Source organism: Kitasatospora sp. NPDC089509, from assembly GCF_044749365.1.
Taxonomy (GTDB): Bacteria; Actinomycetota; Actinomycetes; order Streptomycetales; family Streptomycetaceae; genus Kitasatospora.
Genome location: NZ_JBIVHS010000049.1, coordinates 1 through 17041, shown reverse-complemented (window position 1 = coordinate 17041; position 17041 = coordinate 1). Strand labels below are relative to the sequence as shown.

General features: G+C 74.7%; 14 protein-coding genes. 4 read left to right on the top strand and 10 right to left on the bottom strand.

Going from position 1 to position 17041, the window contains the following annotated elements:
- Nucleotides 1-35 precede the first annotated feature (35 nt).
- Entirely contained in the window at nt 36-1376 is a 1341-nt protein-coding gene (gene gabT, locus ACIP4P_RS44740; protein WP_400930188.1) for a 4-aminobutyrate--2-oxoglutarate transaminase, read from the top strand.
- A 522-nt stretch (nt 1377-1898) separates the two neighbouring features.
- Nucleotides 1899-2540 carry a phosphatase PAP2 family protein gene (locus ACIP4P_RS44735; protein WP_400930185.1) on the top strand — a complete coding sequence of 214 codons (642 nt, stop codon included), beginning with the start codon at nt 1899-1901 and terminating at the stop codon, nt 2538-2540.
- 5 nt (nt 2541-2545) lie between these two features.
- On the opposite strand, the gene ACIP4P_RS44730 is transcribed toward ACIP4P_RS44735, so the two are convergent.
- Nucleotides 2546-2899 (bottom strand): DUF2218 domain-containing protein, encoded by a 354-nt coding sequence (locus ACIP4P_RS44730; RefSeq protein ID WP_400930182.1) that lies wholly within the window; start codon nt 2897-2899, stop codon nt 2546-2548.
- Nucleotides 2900-3066: 167 nt separating this feature from the next.
- On the opposite strand from ACIP4P_RS44730, the gene ACIP4P_RS44725 reads away from it, so the two are divergent.
- The gene (locus ACIP4P_RS44725; RefSeq protein ID WP_400930179.1) at nt 3067-3645 is read left to right on the top strand and encodes a MarR family winged helix-turn-helix transcriptional regulator; all 579 of its coding nucleotides are present in this window, start codon (nt 3067-3069) and stop codon (nt 3643-3645) included.
- Here ACIP4P_RS44725 and ACIP4P_RS44720 read toward each other — a convergent pair.
- Nucleotides 3536-4513, bottom strand: coding sequence for an EamA family transporter (locus tag ACIP4P_RS44720; RefSeq protein WP_400930176.1), 978 nt, complete (start codon nt 4511-4513; stop codon nt 3536-3538). The genes ACIP4P_RS44725 and ACIP4P_RS44720 overlap by 110 nt on opposite strands.
- 73 nt (nt 4514-4586) lie before the next feature.
- Between ACIP4P_RS44720 and ACIP4P_RS44715 the strand changes: the two genes are divergently transcribed.
- Nucleotides 4587-5507 (top strand): LysR family transcriptional regulator, encoded by a 921-nt coding sequence (locus ACIP4P_RS44715; RefSeq protein ID WP_400930173.1) that lies wholly within the window; start codon nt 4587-4589, stop codon nt 5505-5507.
- A 37-nt stretch (nt 5508-5544) separates the two neighbouring features.
- Here ACIP4P_RS44715 and ACIP4P_RS44710 read toward each other — a convergent pair whose 3' ends face one another.
- The 8 genes from ACIP4P_RS44710 to ACIP4P_RS44675 form a co-directional block, all read right to left on the bottom strand.
- On the bottom strand, nt 5545-6309 hold the full coding sequence (locus ACIP4P_RS44710; protein WP_400930171.1) for a ZIP family metal transporter: 765 nt from the start codon (nt 6307-6309) through the stop codon (nt 5545-5547).
- A 399-nt stretch (nt 6310-6708) separates the two neighbouring features.
- Nucleotides 6709-8424 (bottom strand): restriction endonuclease, encoded by a 1716-nt coding sequence (locus ACIP4P_RS44705; RefSeq protein WP_400930168.1) that lies wholly within the window; start codon nt 8422-8424, stop codon nt 6709-6711.
- A 115-nt stretch (nt 8425-8539) separates the two neighbouring features.
- Entirely contained in the window at nt 8540-10396 is a 1857-nt protein-coding gene (locus ACIP4P_RS44700; protein ID WP_400930165.1) for a hypothetical protein, read from the bottom strand.
- A 227-nt stretch (nt 10397-10623) separates the two neighbouring features.
- On the bottom strand, nt 10624-11280 hold the full coding sequence (locus tag ACIP4P_RS44695) for a YigZ family protein (protein WP_350518288.1): 657 nt from the start codon (nt 11278-11280) through the stop codon (nt 10624-10626).
- A 141-nt stretch (nt 11281-11421) separates the two neighbouring features.
- Nucleotides 11422-12711: a DUF6986 family protein gene (locus ACIP4P_RS44690; RefSeq protein ID WP_400930162.1), complete on the bottom strand. Its 1290-nt coding sequence runs from the start codon at nt 12709-12711 to the stop codon at nt 11422-11424.
- Nucleotides 12712-12884: 173 nt separating this feature from the next.
- Nucleotides 12885-14558: a DUF2637 domain-containing protein gene (locus tag ACIP4P_RS44685; RefSeq protein ID WP_400930159.1), complete on the bottom strand. Its 1674-nt coding sequence runs from the start codon at nt 14556-14558 to the stop codon at nt 12885-12887.
- Nucleotides 14559-14756: 198 nt separating this feature from the next.
- On the bottom strand, nt 14757-15422 hold the full coding sequence (locus ACIP4P_RS44680; RefSeq protein WP_350518285.1) for a response regulator transcription factor: 666 nt from the start codon (nt 15420-15422) through the stop codon (nt 14757-14759).
- The gene (locus ACIP4P_RS44675; protein ID WP_400930154.1) at nt 15374-16783 is read right to left on the bottom strand and encodes a sensor histidine kinase; all 1410 of its coding nucleotides are present in this window, start codon (nt 16781-16783) and stop codon (nt 15374-15376) included. Before ACIP4P_RS44675 ends, ACIP4P_RS44680 begins: the two co-directional genes overlap by 49 nt.
- Nucleotides 16784-17041: the final 258 nt, after the last annotated feature.

Below are 17041 nucleotides of genomic sequence, written 5' to 3'. Positions count from 1 at the left end.
GCGAACCACCGAGCCGAGAAGTCTGGAGATACCCCATGAGCGCCGTAACGCCGCTCCCGCAGGAGCGCCGCCTGGTCACCGCGATCCCGGGTCCGAAGTCGCAGGAGCTGCAGGCCCGCAAGCTGGGTGCGGTGGCGGCCGGTGTCGGCACCACCCTGCCGGTGTACATCACCCGTGCCAACGGCGGCGTGCTGGAGGACGTGGACGGCAACTCGCTGATCGACTTCGGCTCCGGCATCGCCGTGACCAACGTCGGCAACAGCGCCGAGGCCGTGGTGGCCAAGGCGAGCGAGCAGCTGGCCGCCTTCACCCACACCTGCTTCATGGTGACCCCGTACGAGGGTTACGTGGCCGTCGCCGAGCAGCTGAACGAGCTGACCCCGGGTGACCACGAGAAGCGCACGGCGCTGTTCAACTCGGGCGCCGAGGCGGTCGAGAACGCGGTGAAGGTCGCCCGCGCCTACACCAAGCGCACCGCCGTCGTGGTGTTCGACCACGGCTACCACGGCCGCACCAACCTGACCATGGGTCTGACGGCGAAGAACATGCCGTACAAGCAGGGCTTCGGTCCGTTCGCCCCGGAGATCCACCGGGTGCCGGTGGCCTACCCGTACCGCTGGCTGACCGGTGCGGAGAACTGCGCCGCCGAGGCCGCCGCGCAGGCGATCGAGATCATCAACAAGCAGATCGGCGCCGAGAACGTCGCCGCGATCATCATCGAGCCGATCCAGGGCGAGGGCGGCTTCATCGAGCCGGCCAAGGGCTTCCTGCCGGCCATCGTGGAGTTCGCGAAGGCGAACGGCATCGTGTTCGTCGCGGACGAGATCCAGACCGGCTTCTGCCGCACCGGCCAGTGGTTCGCGTGCGAGGACGAGGGCATCGTCCCGGACCTGATCACCACCGCCAAGGGCATCGCCGGCGGTCTGCCGCTGGCCGCGGTGACCGGTCGCGCCGAGATCATGGACGCCGCGCACGCGGGCGGCCTGGGCGGCACCTACGGCGGCAACCCGGTGGCCTGCGCCGCCGCGCTGGGCTCGATCGAGACCATGAAGGAGCAGGACCTCGTCGGCAAGGCGCAGCGGATCGGTGAGGTCATGCTGGGCCGCCTGCGTTCGATGCAGGAGAAGTTCGACATCATCGGCGAGGTCCGCGGCCGCGGCGCGATGATCGCCGTCGAGCTGGTGAAGCCGGGTGGCAAGGAGGCGAACGCGGAGGCCACCGCGGCCATCGCCAAGGCCTGCCACGCCGAGGGCCTGGTGGTGCTGACCGCCGGCACCTACGGCAACGTGCTGCGCTTCCTGCCGCCGCTGGTCATGCCGGAGCACCTGCTGAACGAGGGCCTGGACATCCTGGAGGCCGCGTTCGCCACCGTCTGAGCGGTGGCGGCCGTCGGGTCGTGATACCCCCTTCCGGAGGGTTGTCCGGACAGCGCTGAACGGCCCGCGGGGACTTGTGGTCCTCGCGGGCCGTTCGGTTCCCCGGGGCTCTCCCGAGCTCTCCAGGGGTTCTCGCGGGGTTCTCCGGGGCCTCCTGGAGCCGGCCTGCAGCCGGTCCGGAGCGGGTCCGGACCGGGTCCGGACCGGGTCCGGACCGGGGTGAAGATGATGTGCGGAATCGCTGAAGGCGCTCGGTGCGGAAGGGCGGTTGACGTAGTGTCATCACAGATGGACAGCGAGCCCCAGCCATTGGCGGAGCCGTCCGCGACACCTCCCCGAGGGGCGGGACGGCGCGGGCACCGCGCGGACAACCAGGCCGCCCCGGGAGGGTCGGCACACACCGAAGACCGATCGACCGACCGTCCGACCCACACCCCCCGGGGCGCACGGAACGGCGATCATCAGAGCCGCCCCGGAGCTCTCCCCCCTGCTCCGGGGCGGCTGTCCGCTGTCCTGGGCCGGGTGGCCCGGTCGGTGGCGGTGCCGGTGACCGCGGCGGTGCTGCTGCTGGTGGTGTCCTGGCAGGTGGCGGTGGACGGGCCGCTGCTCGGTGTGGACCGCTCGGTCCGCGCGGCCGTCCGGACGTCCCACCGCGAGCACCCGAGCGCCCTGCTCGACCACCTGGGCCATCTGCTGTCGGACCTGGGCGGCGGGGTGCCCGCCGTCCCGGTGCTGCTGGCGGCCGGCGGGCTGGCCGCCTGGTGGTGGCGTCGGGCGGGGGCGGGGCGCTGGTGGCTGCCGTTGCCGGTGGCGGCGCTGACCGCGGTGCTGATCCCGTTGCTGGTGGTTCCCGCGAAGGCGGGATTCGCCCGGCCGGGCCCGCTGGGGGATCCGTTGCTGCCGGGGCAGTGGGGCTGGTACCCCTCGGGGCACACCGCGACCGCGACCTTCTCGTACGGGGTGGCGGCGCTGCTGCTGGCCCGGGCGGCGGGCCGGCGGACGGCCCGGGGGCTGGCCGCGGCCGCCGTGGTGCTGGCGCTCGGGGTGGGTGCGGGACTGGTGTGGAGCGACTTCCACTGGATGCTGGACGTGGTCGCCAGCTGGTGCCTGGCCGTCCTGGTGCTGTGGGCGCTCGACCGCCGGCTGCCCCGGCCGGGCGCCTGACGGCGTCAGGCCTCGGGGGCGGCCTGCTCGGGCGCGTCCTCCTCGTTGCGGTGGACCAGGCCGGCCTCGCCGTTGTCGCGGTGCCATTCGACGACGAGTTCGTCGCGGCTGCCGAAGCGGACGAGGTGGCGGCCGACCACGTCCTCCAGGGTGGGCAGGTCCTCGCGCTCGCCCTCGACGGAGAGCAGCAGCGCGTCGGGCCGGGCCTCCAGGGTGGCGGTCCCGGCGCGGAAGACCAGGGTGCCGAGGCCGGTCTCCGGGGAGAAGGACGTCTCGATCTTGCGGCTCATGTGGGCGGCGAGCTGCTTGGCGTAGCGGGCGGAGCGGTCGGTGGCGACGCGGGCGGTGGAAACGGGCATGGGTGCTCCAAGGACGGGAGGGAACTTAGGGTGCCCTCACTTGGGGCTACGGTAGCCCAGATGCTGAGCTAGGCTCAACATATTTCTCCGAGCACTTTCCGTCGCGGGCCGCACGCCCGGGACCGGCCGATACGCTTGGGCGCCGACGCCAGCCGAGGAGACCGCCGATGACCAGCACGCCGCCCGACGCCCCGGCGGACCCCTCCCCCGGCACCCCTGGCACCTCCGGCGAACCCTGCACCGCAGGCGAGCCCGGCACCCCCGGCACCCCCGCCGAACTCGCGGACGCGATGACCAGGGCGATCGAGCGGATCCGACGGCAGACCGGCTGGCGCCTGGAACCGTACGGCATCACCCCCGGCCAGGCCCGGGCACTGCGCACGCTCGCCCATGTGCCCGGCTGCGAGACGCCGGACCTGGCGATGCGGCTCAGCGACCTCGCCGACAAGCTGCACATCGCGCCGCGCTCGGCGACCACGGTGGTCGACGCGCTGGAGGAGGCCGGACTGGTCGAGCGCCGCCCCGACCCGGCCGACCGGCGCGCGGTGCGGATCCTGCTGACCGAGGCCGGCCGCGCGGCGGTGGAGCGGATCGGACAGGTCCGGGACGAGGTGGCGCAGGAGTACTTCGGCGAGGTCAGCCCCGAGGACGAGGAGGTGCTGCTGCGAGTCCTGCGGGCCGCCGAGGCCCGTTTCCTCGCAGCCGGGCCGCCGCCGCGGACGGCGCCCCCGGGCGCAGCGCGGTGATCCCGATCCCGGCGATCACCAGCAGGGCCGCCACGGCGGCCGTCGGGGTGACCCGCTCGCCGAGCAGCAGCCAGGCCGAGGACATCCCGAACACCGGCACCAGCAGCGAGTAGGGCGCCACGGCGGTGGCATCGTGGCTCCGCAGCAGGTAGCTCCAGGCGACGAAGCCGAACAGGGTGGAGAGCAGCCCGACGTAGCCGATCACGCCGAGCCCGCCGAGGGTCATCCCGCGCAGTGCCCGCAGGTCCGCGTCCGGGCCCTCCACCAGCAGGGACAGCAGCAGCAGCGGAAGCGGCGGGACGGCGCTGACCCAGACCATCCAGCGCAGCGCGTCCGGCGGCGCGGCCTTGCGGGTGAGCACATTGGACAGGCCCCAGGCGACGGCCGCCAGCACGACCAGGGCGAAGGCCCCGAGCGGCCCGCCGAGGCCCTGTTCGAGGGCCGCCAGGGCGATGCCCGCGAAGGCGACCGCCAACCCGAACAGCCGCCGCCGGCCCGGGCGTTCACCCAGCAGACCGGCCGCGAACAGCGCGGTGAAGCCGGCCTGCCCCTGGAGCAGCAGGGAGGAGAGGCCGGCCGGCGCCCCGGCGTGCATGCCGAGGAAGAGCAGCCCGAACTTGACCACCCCGAGGACCAGGCCCACCGCCAGCACCCAGCGCCAGGCCACCCTGGGCGGGCCGACGAAGAAGACCGCCGGGACGGCGACCACGGCGAACCGCAGGGCGCAGAAGAGCAGCGGCGGGAAGCTGTCCAGGCCGACGTCGATCAGGACGAAGTTGAGGCCCCACACGGCGGCCACCAGGACGGCCAGGGCGATGTGGCGGGGGCGCATGCTCGGGCCGGCCGGAGCGGTGGGTGTCGCGGTCATGGAGCGAGCATGGCCGCCCCGGAGTGTGTAGCACCAGCGATGAATACTGAAGAGGACCGTTTAGGATCGCTGCATGATGGATCTGGGGCGCTTGCGGGCGCTGCACGCGGTGGCGGTGCACGGCTCGGTCGGCGGGGCGGCGACGGCGCTCGGCTTCACGCCCTCCGCGGTCTCGCAGCAGATCGCCAAACTGGAGCGGGAGACGCGTACGGTGCTGCTGGAACGGCAGGGCCGGGGCGTGGTGCTGACCGACGCGGCCCGGGAGCTGGCCGCCACCGCGCGGACCGTCCTGGGGCTGGTGGAGCAGGCCGAGGTGCGGCTGGAGGAGCAGCGCGGCCGGGCGGTCGGGCGGCTGCTGGTGGCCAGCTTCGCGACCGGTGCGCGCGGGCTGATGCCCGGGGTGCTGGCCGAGCTGCGGCGGCGCTGCCCGGAGCTGGACGTGCGGCTGCTGGAGAGCGACCCGTACCCGGCGGCCGAGCTGGTCGCGCGGGGCGAGGTGGACCTGGCCCTGGTGCAGGACTGGCCGAGCGTGCCGCTGCCGGTGCAGGAGGGCGTCTCCCGGCTGGACCTCGGGACGGACCCGGTGGACCTGGTGCTGCCCGCCGGGGACGAGCTGGCGGAGCTGGACGCGGTACCGGTGGAGCGACTGCTCGGGCAGCGCTGGATCAGCGTGCCGCCGGGCAACATCTGCCACGACTGGCTGCTCCGGACCCTGCGCGAGGCCGGCGAGGAGCCGGACGTGCGCTACCAGCTCGGCGACTTCGAGACCCAGATCGCGCTGGTGGCGGCCGGGCTGGGGATGGCCCTGGTGCCCCGGCTCGGCCGGAGCCCACTGCCGGCCGGGGTGGTGGTCCGCCCGGTCGCCTCGCAGCCGAGCCGGCGGGTGTTCGCGCTCTGGCGCTCCCAGGCCTCCCGGCGGCCGGCCATCACCGAGGCGCTGGCGGCGATGCGGGAGGGCTGGAGCGCCATCCAGCGGGACGCCCCGCCGCGCTGACCGGTGCGGCCGGGCGCGGCGCCGGCCGGGCTCACCGCTAGTTGGCGAGGCCGATGACCAGCCACATGAAGCCGACCCCGGCCAGGGTGCACAGCAGGGTGCTGCGCGAGGGGTGCGGGCTGTGGGCTTCGGGGAGGATGTCGGAGGTCGCCAGGTAGAGCAGGAAGCCCGCGAAGAAGCCCAGGTAGAGGCCGAGCAGGTGCTCCGGGATGGTGAAGGCCAGGGTGATCGCGGCGCCGGAGACCGGGGCCAGTGCGTCGGCCGCGAGCAGGGTCAGCGCCCGGCGCCGGTTGTTCCCGTACAGCCGGGTGATCGTGTACGTGTTGAAGCCGTCGGCGAAGTCGTGGGCGACCACCGCGATGGCCACCACGGTGCCGACGGTGGTGCCGGCCTGGAAGGCGGCGCCGATCGCGAAGCCGTCCATCACGCTGTGCCCGACCAGGGCCAGCGCGGCGGTCATGCCGACGCCCTGGCGGTCGGAGCGGTGGGAGTGGCCGTGGTGGTGGCCGTGGGTGTGCTCGGCGTACTCGCCCTCGTGGCCGCGGTGGATGGCGACGGCGCGTTCGACCACGTGGATGGCGAGGAAGCCGGCCGCGAACATCAGCAGGGCCTGGGGCACGCCGTGCACCTCGTCCGGCGCCTGGTGAAGGGCCTCGGGCAGCAGGTCGAAGACGACCACGCCGAGCATCAGTCCGGCGGCGAAGCCGAGCACCAGGTGGCGGCGGTCGCCGGTGCGTTGGGCGACGAAGCCGCCGATCAGCGTCATCAGGAACGCTCCGGCGGCGACCAGGACGGCGGTCATCGGGCCGCCTCCGCCTCGGAGCCGGGCGCGGCCGTCGGCCGGGTCCGGACGTTCGGCCGGGTCGGGGCCGGCGGTGCCGCCGCCTGGCCGGTCGGACGGCCGGTTCCGCCGTGTGGTCTGCCGAGCGCTCTGCCCATTCCTCTCCCCCTGCGGTCCGCCCGTGGCCGGGCCGAGCGCCGACCGTACCGGACGCCCGTTCGGGGGTGATCGCCCGGGGGTGCCGGGGGCCCGACCGCTGCTCGGCCGCGGCCCGGTCGGCCCGGTCCCCTCAGCCTTGGTCCGGGTACGGAGGAGCGCCCGCCGGGTGGGCCGTCGGAGTGAGAGCCCCGATCGGTGCAGGTCGGACCGGGTCGGAACCGGTCGGGACGGTTCGGGGCGGGACGGTTCGGGGCGGGACGGTCAGCGGCCGGTGGCGAGCGGCAGGCCGAGATGGGTGCGGGCGAGCTCGCGGACGCCGTCGCCGTCGATCAGGTGGATGTGGCGGTGGCCGTCCTCGGCGGTGAGGTCCAGCGCCTCCTCGGCGAAGCTGCCGGTGGTCAGCCGCAGGCCGCGTTCGGCGGACTCCTCGCGGACCGCCTCGGCCAGGGTCTCGATCTGCTCCGCCGTGACCGGTTCGGAGTTCCGGGAGGCCCAGACCACCCAGCGGCCGGGCAGGGCGCTGCCGGGGGCGCCCTCGCCGGTGGCGACCAGCCCGGCCGGACCGCGCAGCCGGACGCTCCACTCGGCGAGCCCGCCCCGGGTCAGCAGGTCGCGCACCAGCTGGGCGAACTCGTTGGCGGACAGGTCGGGCGCGGCCGGGACGGCGGCACCGGCCCGGCCGACCGGCTGGACCACCGCACGGGCGTACGGGTCCGGGGTCACGGCGGCACCGAGCTGACGCAGCCGGACCAGCGCCTCGTCCTGCTCGGCGTCCGCATAGACGCCCTCGTCGTCGCGGTCCTCGTACGGGGTCTCCGGCGGCAGCAGCCGGGTGCGGGCCAGGGCGTCGCGGTCGGCGTCCACGCTGACCAGGCAGAGCGGCTCGGCCGCGCCGGGCTCGCGCAGCCAGCCGTTGAGGACGACGCCGGCGAGTATCTCGTCGGTGTCCACCGCGTCGGCGGCCTGGAGCGACCGCAGGGCGAGCCGGGCGACCAGCCGCAGGTAGTCGGTGGCCCGGTCCGCGGGCGGACGCGGCACCGGGAGGATGTCGCCCTCGGGGGCGAGCCGGTAGCCGGTGAGCGAGGGCACCAGGTCGAGCGGGGGCAGGTCGAGGTCCAGCACGGCGGTGCGGGTGAGCGGGCGGAAGACCGCCCGGCAGGGGGCGGGCAGGTCCTGGGTGGCGGTCTCGGCGGCGGCCAGCGCACGCTCCAGCAGCGACTCCACGGCGGCCGGTTCGGCCAGCCGGTAGGCGCGCCGGCACTCCTCCAGGCTGTCGTTGTACTCGCGCACGGCCCGGGCCCGGGCCTCCTCGGCCGCCTCGTGGGCGCGTCGGGACTCGTCGGCGGCCGGGCGGTCGGCCTCGGCCCGGCGGGTGCGCCACTCGCGCAGGGCGCGCTGGTGGGTGAGCCGGGCCTGGGCCAGTTCGCGCTGGTAGCCGGAGTCCAGCAGTCGGCGGGACGCGCCGCTCTCCGGGTCGGCGGCGGCCGGTTCGGCGGGGGCGTAGTCCGCCCAGCGGGGCTCGGCCCCGTCATCGGGTTCCGGGCCGTCGGCCGGGTAGGGGCGGGGCTCGTAGTGCCGCAGCTGGCTCTCGAAGTCCATCGCCGAGACGGGCAGCGCGGCCCGCCGCAGCAGGTCCGCCAGCCGGTCGTGCTCGGCCTTGACCGTGAGCGTGCGGTGGTGGGTCAGGGCGGCGGCCCGGGCGTGCGCCGCAACGGCCTCGGCGGGGTCGGCCGGATCGACCGCGGGGTCGGGACCGGGGTGGCCCGGGTCGGCGGCGCCCTGCTCGGAGCCATGGCCGGCCGGGCCGCCCCCGGCCGGATCCTGGTCGGGACGGCCGGACGCCGCCCCGGCCTCGGTGCCGTCCGGCTCCGGCCCCTGGTCGGCGCCGAGGTCACGGAACACCGAGGCGAGGAAGCCCGGTCGGGGGAACTGGACGGTGGCGGTGCCGTCCGACTGGCCGTCTGCTGAGTACTGCATCGGTCGTCGTTCCCCCATGCTCGTCCGGCGCCTTCCGGGGGGCGACCGACCGGCCCGCGGCCCCGCCCCTGCCGGACATTGTCCACCGAACGGGCGCAGCGGTCAGCCAAGCCGGTCAGTTGGTCCGGGTGTTGGTGAGGTGGAGACCGATGTAACCGACATAGATCCGGCCACTGCCGGAGCAGTCGTCCAGGTAGTGCAGCCGGGGTGCGGTGCGCCCGCCGCCGATCCGCAGGTGCGCACCCATGAACGCCCGCCGGGAGGCGTCCACGCACTCCGGCACCGGCAGCATCCGTTCGCGCTTCCACTTGGTGTGGCTGAACACCGTCCGGGACTCCCCGCGCACCGCCTTGCGGGGCGGGAAGCGGTGGCAACCGTCCGGGGTGTGCTCGCACCACTGCTTGAAGTCCCCGCCGGCCGAGCCGCGCACGGCCGCCTCGGCGTACTCCTGGAGGGCGGTCAGGCCGTCCCAGGCGAGCCGGGCCCAGCCGGCGCCCGCGCACTGGAGTCCGTCCAGGGCGAGTGCGCTCTTCTGGTCCCCGGTGAACGTGAGCAGCGGGAAGTCGCCCAGCATGGCGAGGAGTTCGGTGAAGGTCTCGGGCTTGCCGGGGCACCCGGCGGACGGGGCGGCGGAGCGGCGGACGGGGCCGGCCGCGATCGTGCCAGGGGCCGCGGGCGGTCCGCTGCAGTGACGGCCGGTCAGGGCACCGTGCGGGCCGGTCCGGAGGCGGCCCTCGTGGCCGTCCCTGCCCTGGCCGCGGTCGCGGCGCTCCAGCCGGAGGGCGTGCCGGACCCGCTCCAGTTCGTCGACCCTCGCCTGCTGCTCGGCGCGGTCCTGCTGCTCCTCGCGGGCGAGCGCGGCCAGTTCGGCTGCGGTCGCCGCAATCGTGCCGGTTTCGGTGCCGGTGCCGGTGCCGGTGTCGCCACCGGTGCGGGGGGTCGGCTCCGCGTTCGGGCGGGCGGGCTCGGCCGTCGCCCGGCCGGCGGCGCGGCGCAGCTGCGGGGGCGGGACGCGCAGCACCGGTACGGCGGCCAGCGGCGGCGGCAGCGGCTGGTCGGCGGCGAGGCGGCGCGGCTCGCGGGCGAGCAACCCGGCGGCGCGGCGCGGGTCCTGCTCTATTCGGCCCCGGGCGAGGACCGGATGTCGGGCGCCGTCCTGCCGGGAGGCCGGGTCGACCTCGGGCAGGTAGGTGCGCACCGCGCCGCCGTACACGGTGTGGTACTCCAGCGCGACGTTGAAGCCGCTGCGGGCGCCCGGGTCCAGCACGTAGGCGGTGGCGAGGCCGGGCAGTTGTCGGCAGAGCGGGCGGACCACGTCCTCGACCCAGTGGTCGAGCGGGAGGTTCACCGGCACGCTGGCGACCACGGTGGGCAGTCGGCGCGCCGGGTCGCACAGCTCGTCGATCAGGTCGTCGACCTCGCCGGCCGTGATCACCCGGGGGGCGGGGTGGACGGCGGCCGGGCCGTCGGCGGCGTCCAGCAGCGGGAGTAGCGTGCGGGCCAGCTCGGGCACCGGCACCCGGCAGGGGGTGCGCACCCCGCTGCCGGTGTTGTGCGTCTCGGACTCCAGCCGGAACCAGGTGGGGCCGCCGGCGCCGGTGGCCACGGTGAGGGTGAGCTGCCGGGTGCCGTGCGGGGCCGGGGTGCGCAGGCGGCGGCGGTCGTAGCGGCCGGCTCCGGGGCCGCCGCGCAGCGGTCCGTGGTCCCGGTCCAGCAGGACCCGATCGCCCAGGCGCAGGCGCTCGGGAGCGGTGGTGAGGGTGCCCGGCGGTTGTGCCGCGGCGGTGCGGGGGGCGGGCGGTGGCTCCTCGCAGCCCTCCTGCTTCAGCCAGGAGGCGAGTTGCTCGTCGGCCAGGGCGACGGCCTCGGCGTGCGGAAGGGCGGTGGTGACGGTCATCCGGTAGGGCGTCGCGGGGCCGCGGAGGCCGGGAAGGTCGGCACCGGCGGGCGACGGCGAACGGTCTGAGGTCATGCGCATACCTCCGTGGTGCGGGGTGGGGTCTGTTGTCCTCCATCGATGGTTTTCGTCCGGTTCCGCCGGATCCTTGCCCAGGAAACGCCATGGCCCGGAGCGGAAGTTCCAACTCCGGGCCACGACACTACGTTCGGGTGAATCTGTTCAAGCCGTCTACCGCGTGGCGCAGCCGCTCGGCTACGCGGAGCGACCCGTCGACGGGCCGGGCGGGGGCCCGGACGCGCTCAGACCGGCACCTCGACGTAGGTCCGGCCGGCCGGGACCGCCACCGCGGTACCGCCGGTCGCCTCGGCCAGCCAGGTGTGGAACCCGGCCACCTCCGGTTCCGGCACGCCCACCTCGATCCGCACCCCGGCCGCCTCGTAGGCGAGGTCGCTCACCGCGTACCCGGCGGCCCGCAGGTCGTTCTCCACCCGCCCGGCGCGCACGTGGTCCGCCGTCACCGCGAGCAGCGCGACCGGCCGCCGCTCCAACAGGCCGACCTCGTCGACCGCCGCCGACACCGCGTTCCCGTACGCCCGCACCAGGCCGCCCGCGCCGAGCTTGATCCCGCCGAAGTACCTGGTCACCACGGCGACGGTGTCGGTCAGGCCGCGGCGGCGCAGCACCTCCAGCATCGGCACCCCGGCCGTGCCGCCGGGCTCGCCGTCGTCGCTGGAGCGCTCGCGGCGCTGCTCGTCGCCGACCACGAAGGCGGTGCAGTTGTGCCGGGCGTCCCAGTACCGCTTGCGGACGCCGGCGATGAAGGCCTGGGCCTCGTCCTCGTCGGAGACCCGGGCGAGGTGGCAGATGAAGCGGGACTTCTTGATCTCGGTCTCGTGGCTGCCGGCCCGCCGGATGGTGAGGTACGGCCTGGCGGTCGGTTCCGGCGTGGCGGACATGGCGCGGTGGTTCTCCCGGGAACGGCGACGGCTGGCGGCGCGCGCCCCGGGGGTCCGGGGCGGCACCGCCAGCCTAGTTGGCGCGTCGGCGGAGGGTCCGCGGGCGGGTGCGGGGGCTCCCGGCCGGAGCCGCGGGAGGGCTCAGCGACCGGCCAGGGCGTCCAGCCGCGCGCGGTCCAGGCCGGTCAGCGCGGTGACCTCGGCCGGGTCGACGGCGCCGCAGTCCAGGCCGCGCAGCAGGTAGCCGCTGAGCGCCCGGGCGGTGGCCGGCTCGTCCATCACGTCACCGCCCGTCTTGGCCACGTACGCGGCCAGCCTGGCGGCGGCCGCCGCCAGGCCCTCCCGGTAGAAGGAGTAGACCGCGACGTAGCGGGTCGGCAGGTGGGCCGGGTGCATGTCCCAGCCCTGGTAGTAGGCGCGGGCCAGCGAGCGGCGGACCAGGTCGTGGTGGAGCTTCCAGGCGGCGTGCACCTGCGCGGTGGAGCCGGTGGGGATGACGTTGGTCGAGCCGTCGGACAGCCGGACGCCGGTACCGGCGGCGGCCACCTGCATCACCGCCTTGGCGTGGTCGGCGACCGGGTGGTCCATGCTCTGGTGGGCCGCGCTGACGCCGCAGGAGGCGCTGTAGTCGAAGGTGCCGTAGTGCAGGCCGGTGGCGCGGCCCTCGGCGGCCTCGATCATCCGGGCGACGGTGGCCCGGCCGTCCGGGCCCAGGATCGCCTGGGTGGTCTCGATCTGGATCTCGAAGCCGATCCGGCCGGCGGGCAGCCCGGCCCGGCGCTCGAAGTCCTCCAGCAGCCGGACCAGCGCGGTGACCTGCTCGGCGTAGGTGACCTTGGGCAGGGTGAGGACCAGGCCCTCCGGCAGGCCGCCGGCGGCCAGCAGGGTGGCGAGGAACAGCTCCAGGGTGCGGATCCCGCGGGCCCGGACGGGCGCCTCCATGCACTTGATCCGGATGCCGACGTACGGCGGCGCGCTCCCGTCGGCGACCGCGGCCGCGACCAGTTCGGCGGCCCGGACGGCGGCGGCGTCCTCCTCGGCGTCGGGCCGGGGGCCGTAGCCGTCCTCGAAGTCGATCCGCAGGTCCTCGACCGGCTCGCGCTCCAGCTTGGCACGCACCCGGGCGTGCACGTCGACGAGCAGTTCGTCGTCGGCCACGCCGAGGGCGCGGGCCAGCTCGGCCGGGGTGCCGGCGTGGGTGTCGAAGGCCTCCAGGGCCTGGCGGCCCCACTCCCGGACGGTGTCGGCGCGGAAGGCGTCGGCCGGGACGTAGACGGTGTGCACGGGCTGCCGGGTGCCGGGATCGCCGGGGTAGCGGCGGGCCAGGTCGGCGTCCACCGGGGCGAGCAGCGCCTCCACGGCGGCACGGGCGTCGGCGGAGAAGGAGGCCCCGCCCGTCGGTCCGGTTCCGTCGACCTCGACCTGCGACATCCGCACTCCTCCATGCCGACTCAGCGCTTCAACAATTTGTTGAGGCGAAGGTAGCTCCGGTGGGATCGGGCGTCAATGGCCGACCGAGCGGTGGACCGGATTCGGGCGCGGGCGTCGGCCCGGACGTTTGCCCGGGCCTCGGCGCAGGCCTCGACCCGGGCCCCGGTGCGGGCTCAGTCCCTTCCGGCGGCGGCGTAGCGGTCGCGCAGCTGCGGGTAGAGCTCGGCGACCTCCTTGGGGTGGACCGAACCGTCCGGGCCCTTGCCGGTGATGCCGTACTCGGTGGTCAGCCAGGCGGCGAGGCGCTGGGGGTCGGGCTGGTGGCCGTGGCTGTCCATGTACGAGACCAGGGCGTCGTAGGCGATGTCCTGGTCGAGGGGCATGGGCTCCGGGAGGTGTGCGGGCTCGGCGCCTTGGACGGGCTCCTCGGCCGGAACCGGCTGCTCGGGCCGGGCGTGCTGCTCGGCCCGGGCGGACGGCTGACGGTGCTGCGGCTCGACGGACGGCTCGGGCTGCGGCTGCTGGGCGGCCGGGCGCTGGCCCTGCGGCGTCTGAGGAGCCATCGGGGCCATCTGGGTCTGCGGGGCCGGCGGGACCGGGACGGGCTCCTCGTCGACCGGACGCGGGGGCTTGAACCACGGCGAGGCCTGGCCGGGCACCCGTCCGCCCGGGGCGGCGTCGGCCGGGTGGCCGGTGGTGCGGACCGGGCGCTCGGTCCAGACGTTCAGCTCCTCGCCGCGCGGCGGCGCGGCGGCCGCCGCCTCGTCCGGCTCCTGGGCGGCGCGCAGCCGGACGGCGTGGAGGCGTGCCAGCATCGGCGCGGCGACCTCGGCGGACATCGGCACCGGGGCCGCGGCGGGCTGCGCCTCGGGGTCGAGGTCGGGGCCGGGGTCGACCTCGGGCTGGGCCTGGACCTGGGCACCCTGGGTCTGGGCCGCCGGGGGCTGGGCCTGCTGCGGCTGCGCCGCCTGGTTCGGGGCCTGGAACTGGGCCTGGCTCTGCAGCTGCGGCTGCGCCTGGGTCTGGGTCTGGGTCTGGGTCTGGACCGGGTTGCCGACGGCGGGCGCCGCCGGGGCGATGGCCGTCGCGGCGCGACTCTGCTGGGAGCGGTCGTCGAGCTCCTGCGTCCCCTTCGCCGCCAGCGCCTCCTTGGCCTCGCGCTCGCGGGCCTCCTCGTCCAGTCGGTCCAGCAGCGACGGGTCCAGCGGGACGCCGAACTTGGCGAGCTTGAGCGGCAGCAGCGCCTGGATCGGGGCGGACCGGCGCCAGCCCCGGCCGTAGCGGAAGCGCAGCTGCGCCCGGTAGACCAGCCGGTTCTGTTCCAGCCGGATGACCTCTTCGTAGGAGCGGAGCTCCCAGAGCTTCATCCGCCGCCAGAGCCGGAAGGTGGGCACCGGCGAGAGCAACCAGCGCATCACCCGGACCGACTCCATGTGCCGGTCCGCGGTGATCGCCGCGATCCGGCCGACCGCGTGCCGGGAGGCCTCGACCACGACGACGAACAGCACCGGGATGACGGCGTGCATCCCCATGCCGAGCGGATCGCCCCAGGAGGCGGCCGCGTTGAAGGCGATGGTGGCGACGGTCAGCAGCCAGGCGGTCTGGCGCAGCATCGGGAAGGGGATCCGCAGCCAGGTCAGCACCAGGTCGAGGGCGAGGAGCACGACGATGCCCGCGTCGACGCCGATCGGGAAGGCGTAGGAGAAGGCACCGAAACCTTTCTCCATGGCCAGTTCGCGCACCGCGTTGTACGAACCCGCGAACCCGATGCCCGAGATGATGCAGGCACCGCCCGCGACCATGCCGAGCAGACCGCGGTGAGCCTTGGTGAGCGTTGGGCGTGCCATTACGTCTATCAACCCCTGGATGTCGGCGGCTGCCGTACTCGCCTCGGCTGCCGGTGCCCGCCAGTCGGGCCGCCGGACGGCTGGGCAACCTCCGGGCTCGGCCCACCGGAGTTTACTCGTACGCGTGTTTCAGCGTTTCCGCAGCCCGGAGTGTCACTGTACGGGCCGTCGGCCCGCTCCTCCCAACCGGTCGGGGCGTCAGCGGCTCTGCCCCGCCGTGCCGTTGAGGTAGGCGAGCACGGCCATCACCCGGCGGTTGGCGTCCTCGTCCGGGGCGAGTTCGAGCTTGCTGAAGATGTTGGCGATGTGCTTGGCCACGGCTCCGTCGCTCACCGAGAGGCGGCCGGCGATGGCCGAGTTGGAGCACCCCTCGGCCATCAGCTCCAGCACCTCGCGCTCGCGCGGGGAGAGCCCGAGCAGCGGTCCCGGGCGGCGTGACGTGGTCTCCATCAGCTTGGCGATCACGTCCGGGTCCATCGCCGTCCCGCCCGCCGCCACCCGACGGACCGCGTCGATGAACTGGTCGGCGTTGAAAACCCGGTCCTTCAGCAGGTAGCCGATCCCGCCCGTGCCGTCGGCCAGCAACTCCCGTGCGTAGAGCTGCTGGACGTGCTGGGAGAGCACCAGCACCGGAAGGCCGCGGATCTCCCGGCGCGCCTTGAGCGCGGCCTGGAGCCCCTCGTCGGTGAGCGTCGGGGGCAGCCGGACGTCCACCACCGCCACGTCGGGGCGGTGGGTCAACAGCGCGTCCAGCAGCTCGGGGCCGGTCTCCACGGCGGCCGCGATGGTGAAGCCGTGGGCTTCCAACAGGCGGATCAGGCCTTCGCGGAGGAGGTAGAGGTCCTCGGCGAGGACAACTCGCACGGCAACTCCAAGGTGATGGTGGTGGGACCGCCCGACGTGCTGTCGATGGCGAGGACACCGTCGAAGGTACCCAATCGACGCTCGATCCCGCGCAGGCCCGTACCCCGTGACGGATCCGCCACCCCCACGCCGTCGTCCGTCACCGTGACCCGGAGGGACCCGGCCCGGTACAGGATGTCCACCCACACCTGCTCCGCCTCCGAGTGCTTGGCCGCGTTGGCCAGCAGTTCGCTGATGCTGAAGTAGACGGCCGCCTCGACCGGGGCCGGCAGCCGGTCCGGCAGACTCACGAACACCTCGGTCGGCAGTGCGCTGTCCAGCGCCAACGCCCGCACCGCGTCACCGAGTCCGCGCTCGGCGAGCACCGGCGGGTGGATGCCGCGGACCAGGTCGCGCAGCTCCTGCAGGGCCCGGGCCGAGGACTGCCGGGCCTCGGAGAGGAGCTCCCGCGCGGCCGCCTGGTCGGTCTCCATCAGGTGCTCGATGGTCCCCAGCGTCATCCCGATCGCGACCAGCCGCGCCTGGGCGCCGTCGTGCAGGTCGCGCTCGATCCGCCGCAACTCGGCCGCCTGGCTGCCCACCGCGTCGGCCCGGGTCTCGGTCAACTCGGCCACCCGCTTGGTCAGCTGGGCGTGCGTGGTCCGGCCGTCCTGGTCCAGCACCCGGCGGGCCACCTCCACGTACCCCCGCACCGCGTGCGGGGCGAGGAGTATCCCGGCGACGACCATGCCGATCCCGACCACCAGGCTCAGCCCGACCCGGACCATCCGCTCGCTCAGCGGACCGAAGCCGTTCGCCGGCACCGCGCCGCCCAGGGCGAAGGCCGTGCCCAGCACCATCAGCAGGACCACCGCGCCGCCCAGGACCGCGGCGAGGGCCGGGTTCACGATCATCCAGAGCAGCTCGGCCCGGGTGGTCCGGTCCCGCAGGCCCCAGTGGACCAGCTGCGCGTACTTCGCGACGGTCTGCGAGCGGTGGTACGAGTAGCCCGTCCACCAGTGCCCGCGCTCGTCCGGCTCCAGCCTCGGCATCGGCTCGTAGACCGCCGGCAGCCGGATGCCGTACCAGCGCTCCAGCAGCAGCCGGGTGCGGTCCGCCGTCCGCCGGAGGAAGACCGAGGCCACCGCGGCGCCCACGACCGCCGCCGCCCCGAAGGCCAGCAGGGCCGACAGGTAGTAGTACTGCAGGAGCTGAGCCGTCACCACTCCCGTGAAGACGGCCGCCACCAGCGGGATCACGAACCCGGGCACCGCGGCCAGCACCACCTGAGCCAGCCGGACCAGCCCCTGGCCGCCGGCCTGGAAGGCCGCCTCGGTCTGCGCACGGACGGACGTGCCGCTCGTACGAGTCTCTGTGGTCACGCAAGCTCCTGATGCCGGTACCGATCGTCCTCCTTCAGTGTTCACGAACGACCCGCTCCGGACACTGGCCGTGGCACCCCAATTCCGAGGTAGACCTAGGACCACCTGTCGGTGGCAGGAGCAACACCCGACCGGTCGGATGATCATCGGATCGGACCGTGGACCGGACACCCCGGAAACGCGAAAAGGCCCACCCGGTAACCCGGGTGGGCCTTTTCTGAATGATTGTTCGGCGGCGTCCTACTCTCCCACAGGGTC

Excerpts from the sequence above, each read along its gene's own strand:
- gabT (WP_400930188.1), top strand. The coding sequence starts at position 36 with ATGAGCGCCGTAACGCCGCTCCCGCAGGAGCGCCGCCTGGTCACCGCG.
- ACIP4P_RS44730 (WP_400930182.1), bottom strand. The coding sequence starts at position 2,899 with ATGCCCGTTTCCACCGCCCGCGTCGCCACCGACCGCTCCGCCCGCTAC.
- ACIP4P_RS44725 (WP_400930179.1), top strand. The coding sequence starts at position 3,067 with ATGACCAGCACGCCGCCCGACGCCCCGGCGGACCCCTCCCCCGGCACC.
- ACIP4P_RS44720 (WP_400930176.1), bottom strand. The coding sequence starts at position 4,513 with ATGACCGCGACACCCACCGCTCCGGCCGGCCCGAGCATGCGCCCCCGC.
- ACIP4P_RS44715 (WP_400930173.1), top strand. The coding sequence starts at position 4,587 with ATGATGGATCTGGGGCGCTTGCGGGCGCTGCACGCGGTGGCGGTGCAC.
- ACIP4P_RS44710 (WP_400930171.1), bottom strand. The coding sequence starts at position 6,309 with ATGACCGCCGTCCTGGTCGCCGCCGGAGCGTTCCTGATGACGCTGATC.
- ACIP4P_RS44705 (WP_400930168.1), bottom strand. The coding sequence starts at position 8,424 with ATGCAGTACTCAGCAGACGGCCAGTCGGACGGCACCGCCACCGTCCAG.
- ACIP4P_RS44700 (WP_400930165.1), bottom strand. The coding sequence starts at position 10,396 with ATGACCTCAGACCGTTCGCCGTCGCCCGCCGGTGCCGACCTTCCCGGC.
- ACIP4P_RS44695 (WP_350518288.1), bottom strand. The coding sequence starts at position 11,280 with ATGTCCGCCACGCCGGAACCGACCGCCAGGCCGTACCTCACCATCCGG.
- ACIP4P_RS44690 (WP_400930162.1), bottom strand. The coding sequence starts at position 12,711 with ATGTCGCAGGTCGAGGTCGACGGAACCGGACCGACGGGCGGGGCCTCC.
- ACIP4P_RS44685 (WP_400930159.1), bottom strand. The coding sequence starts at position 14,558 with ATGGCACGCCCAACGCTCACCAAGGCTCACCGCGGTCTGCTCGGCATG.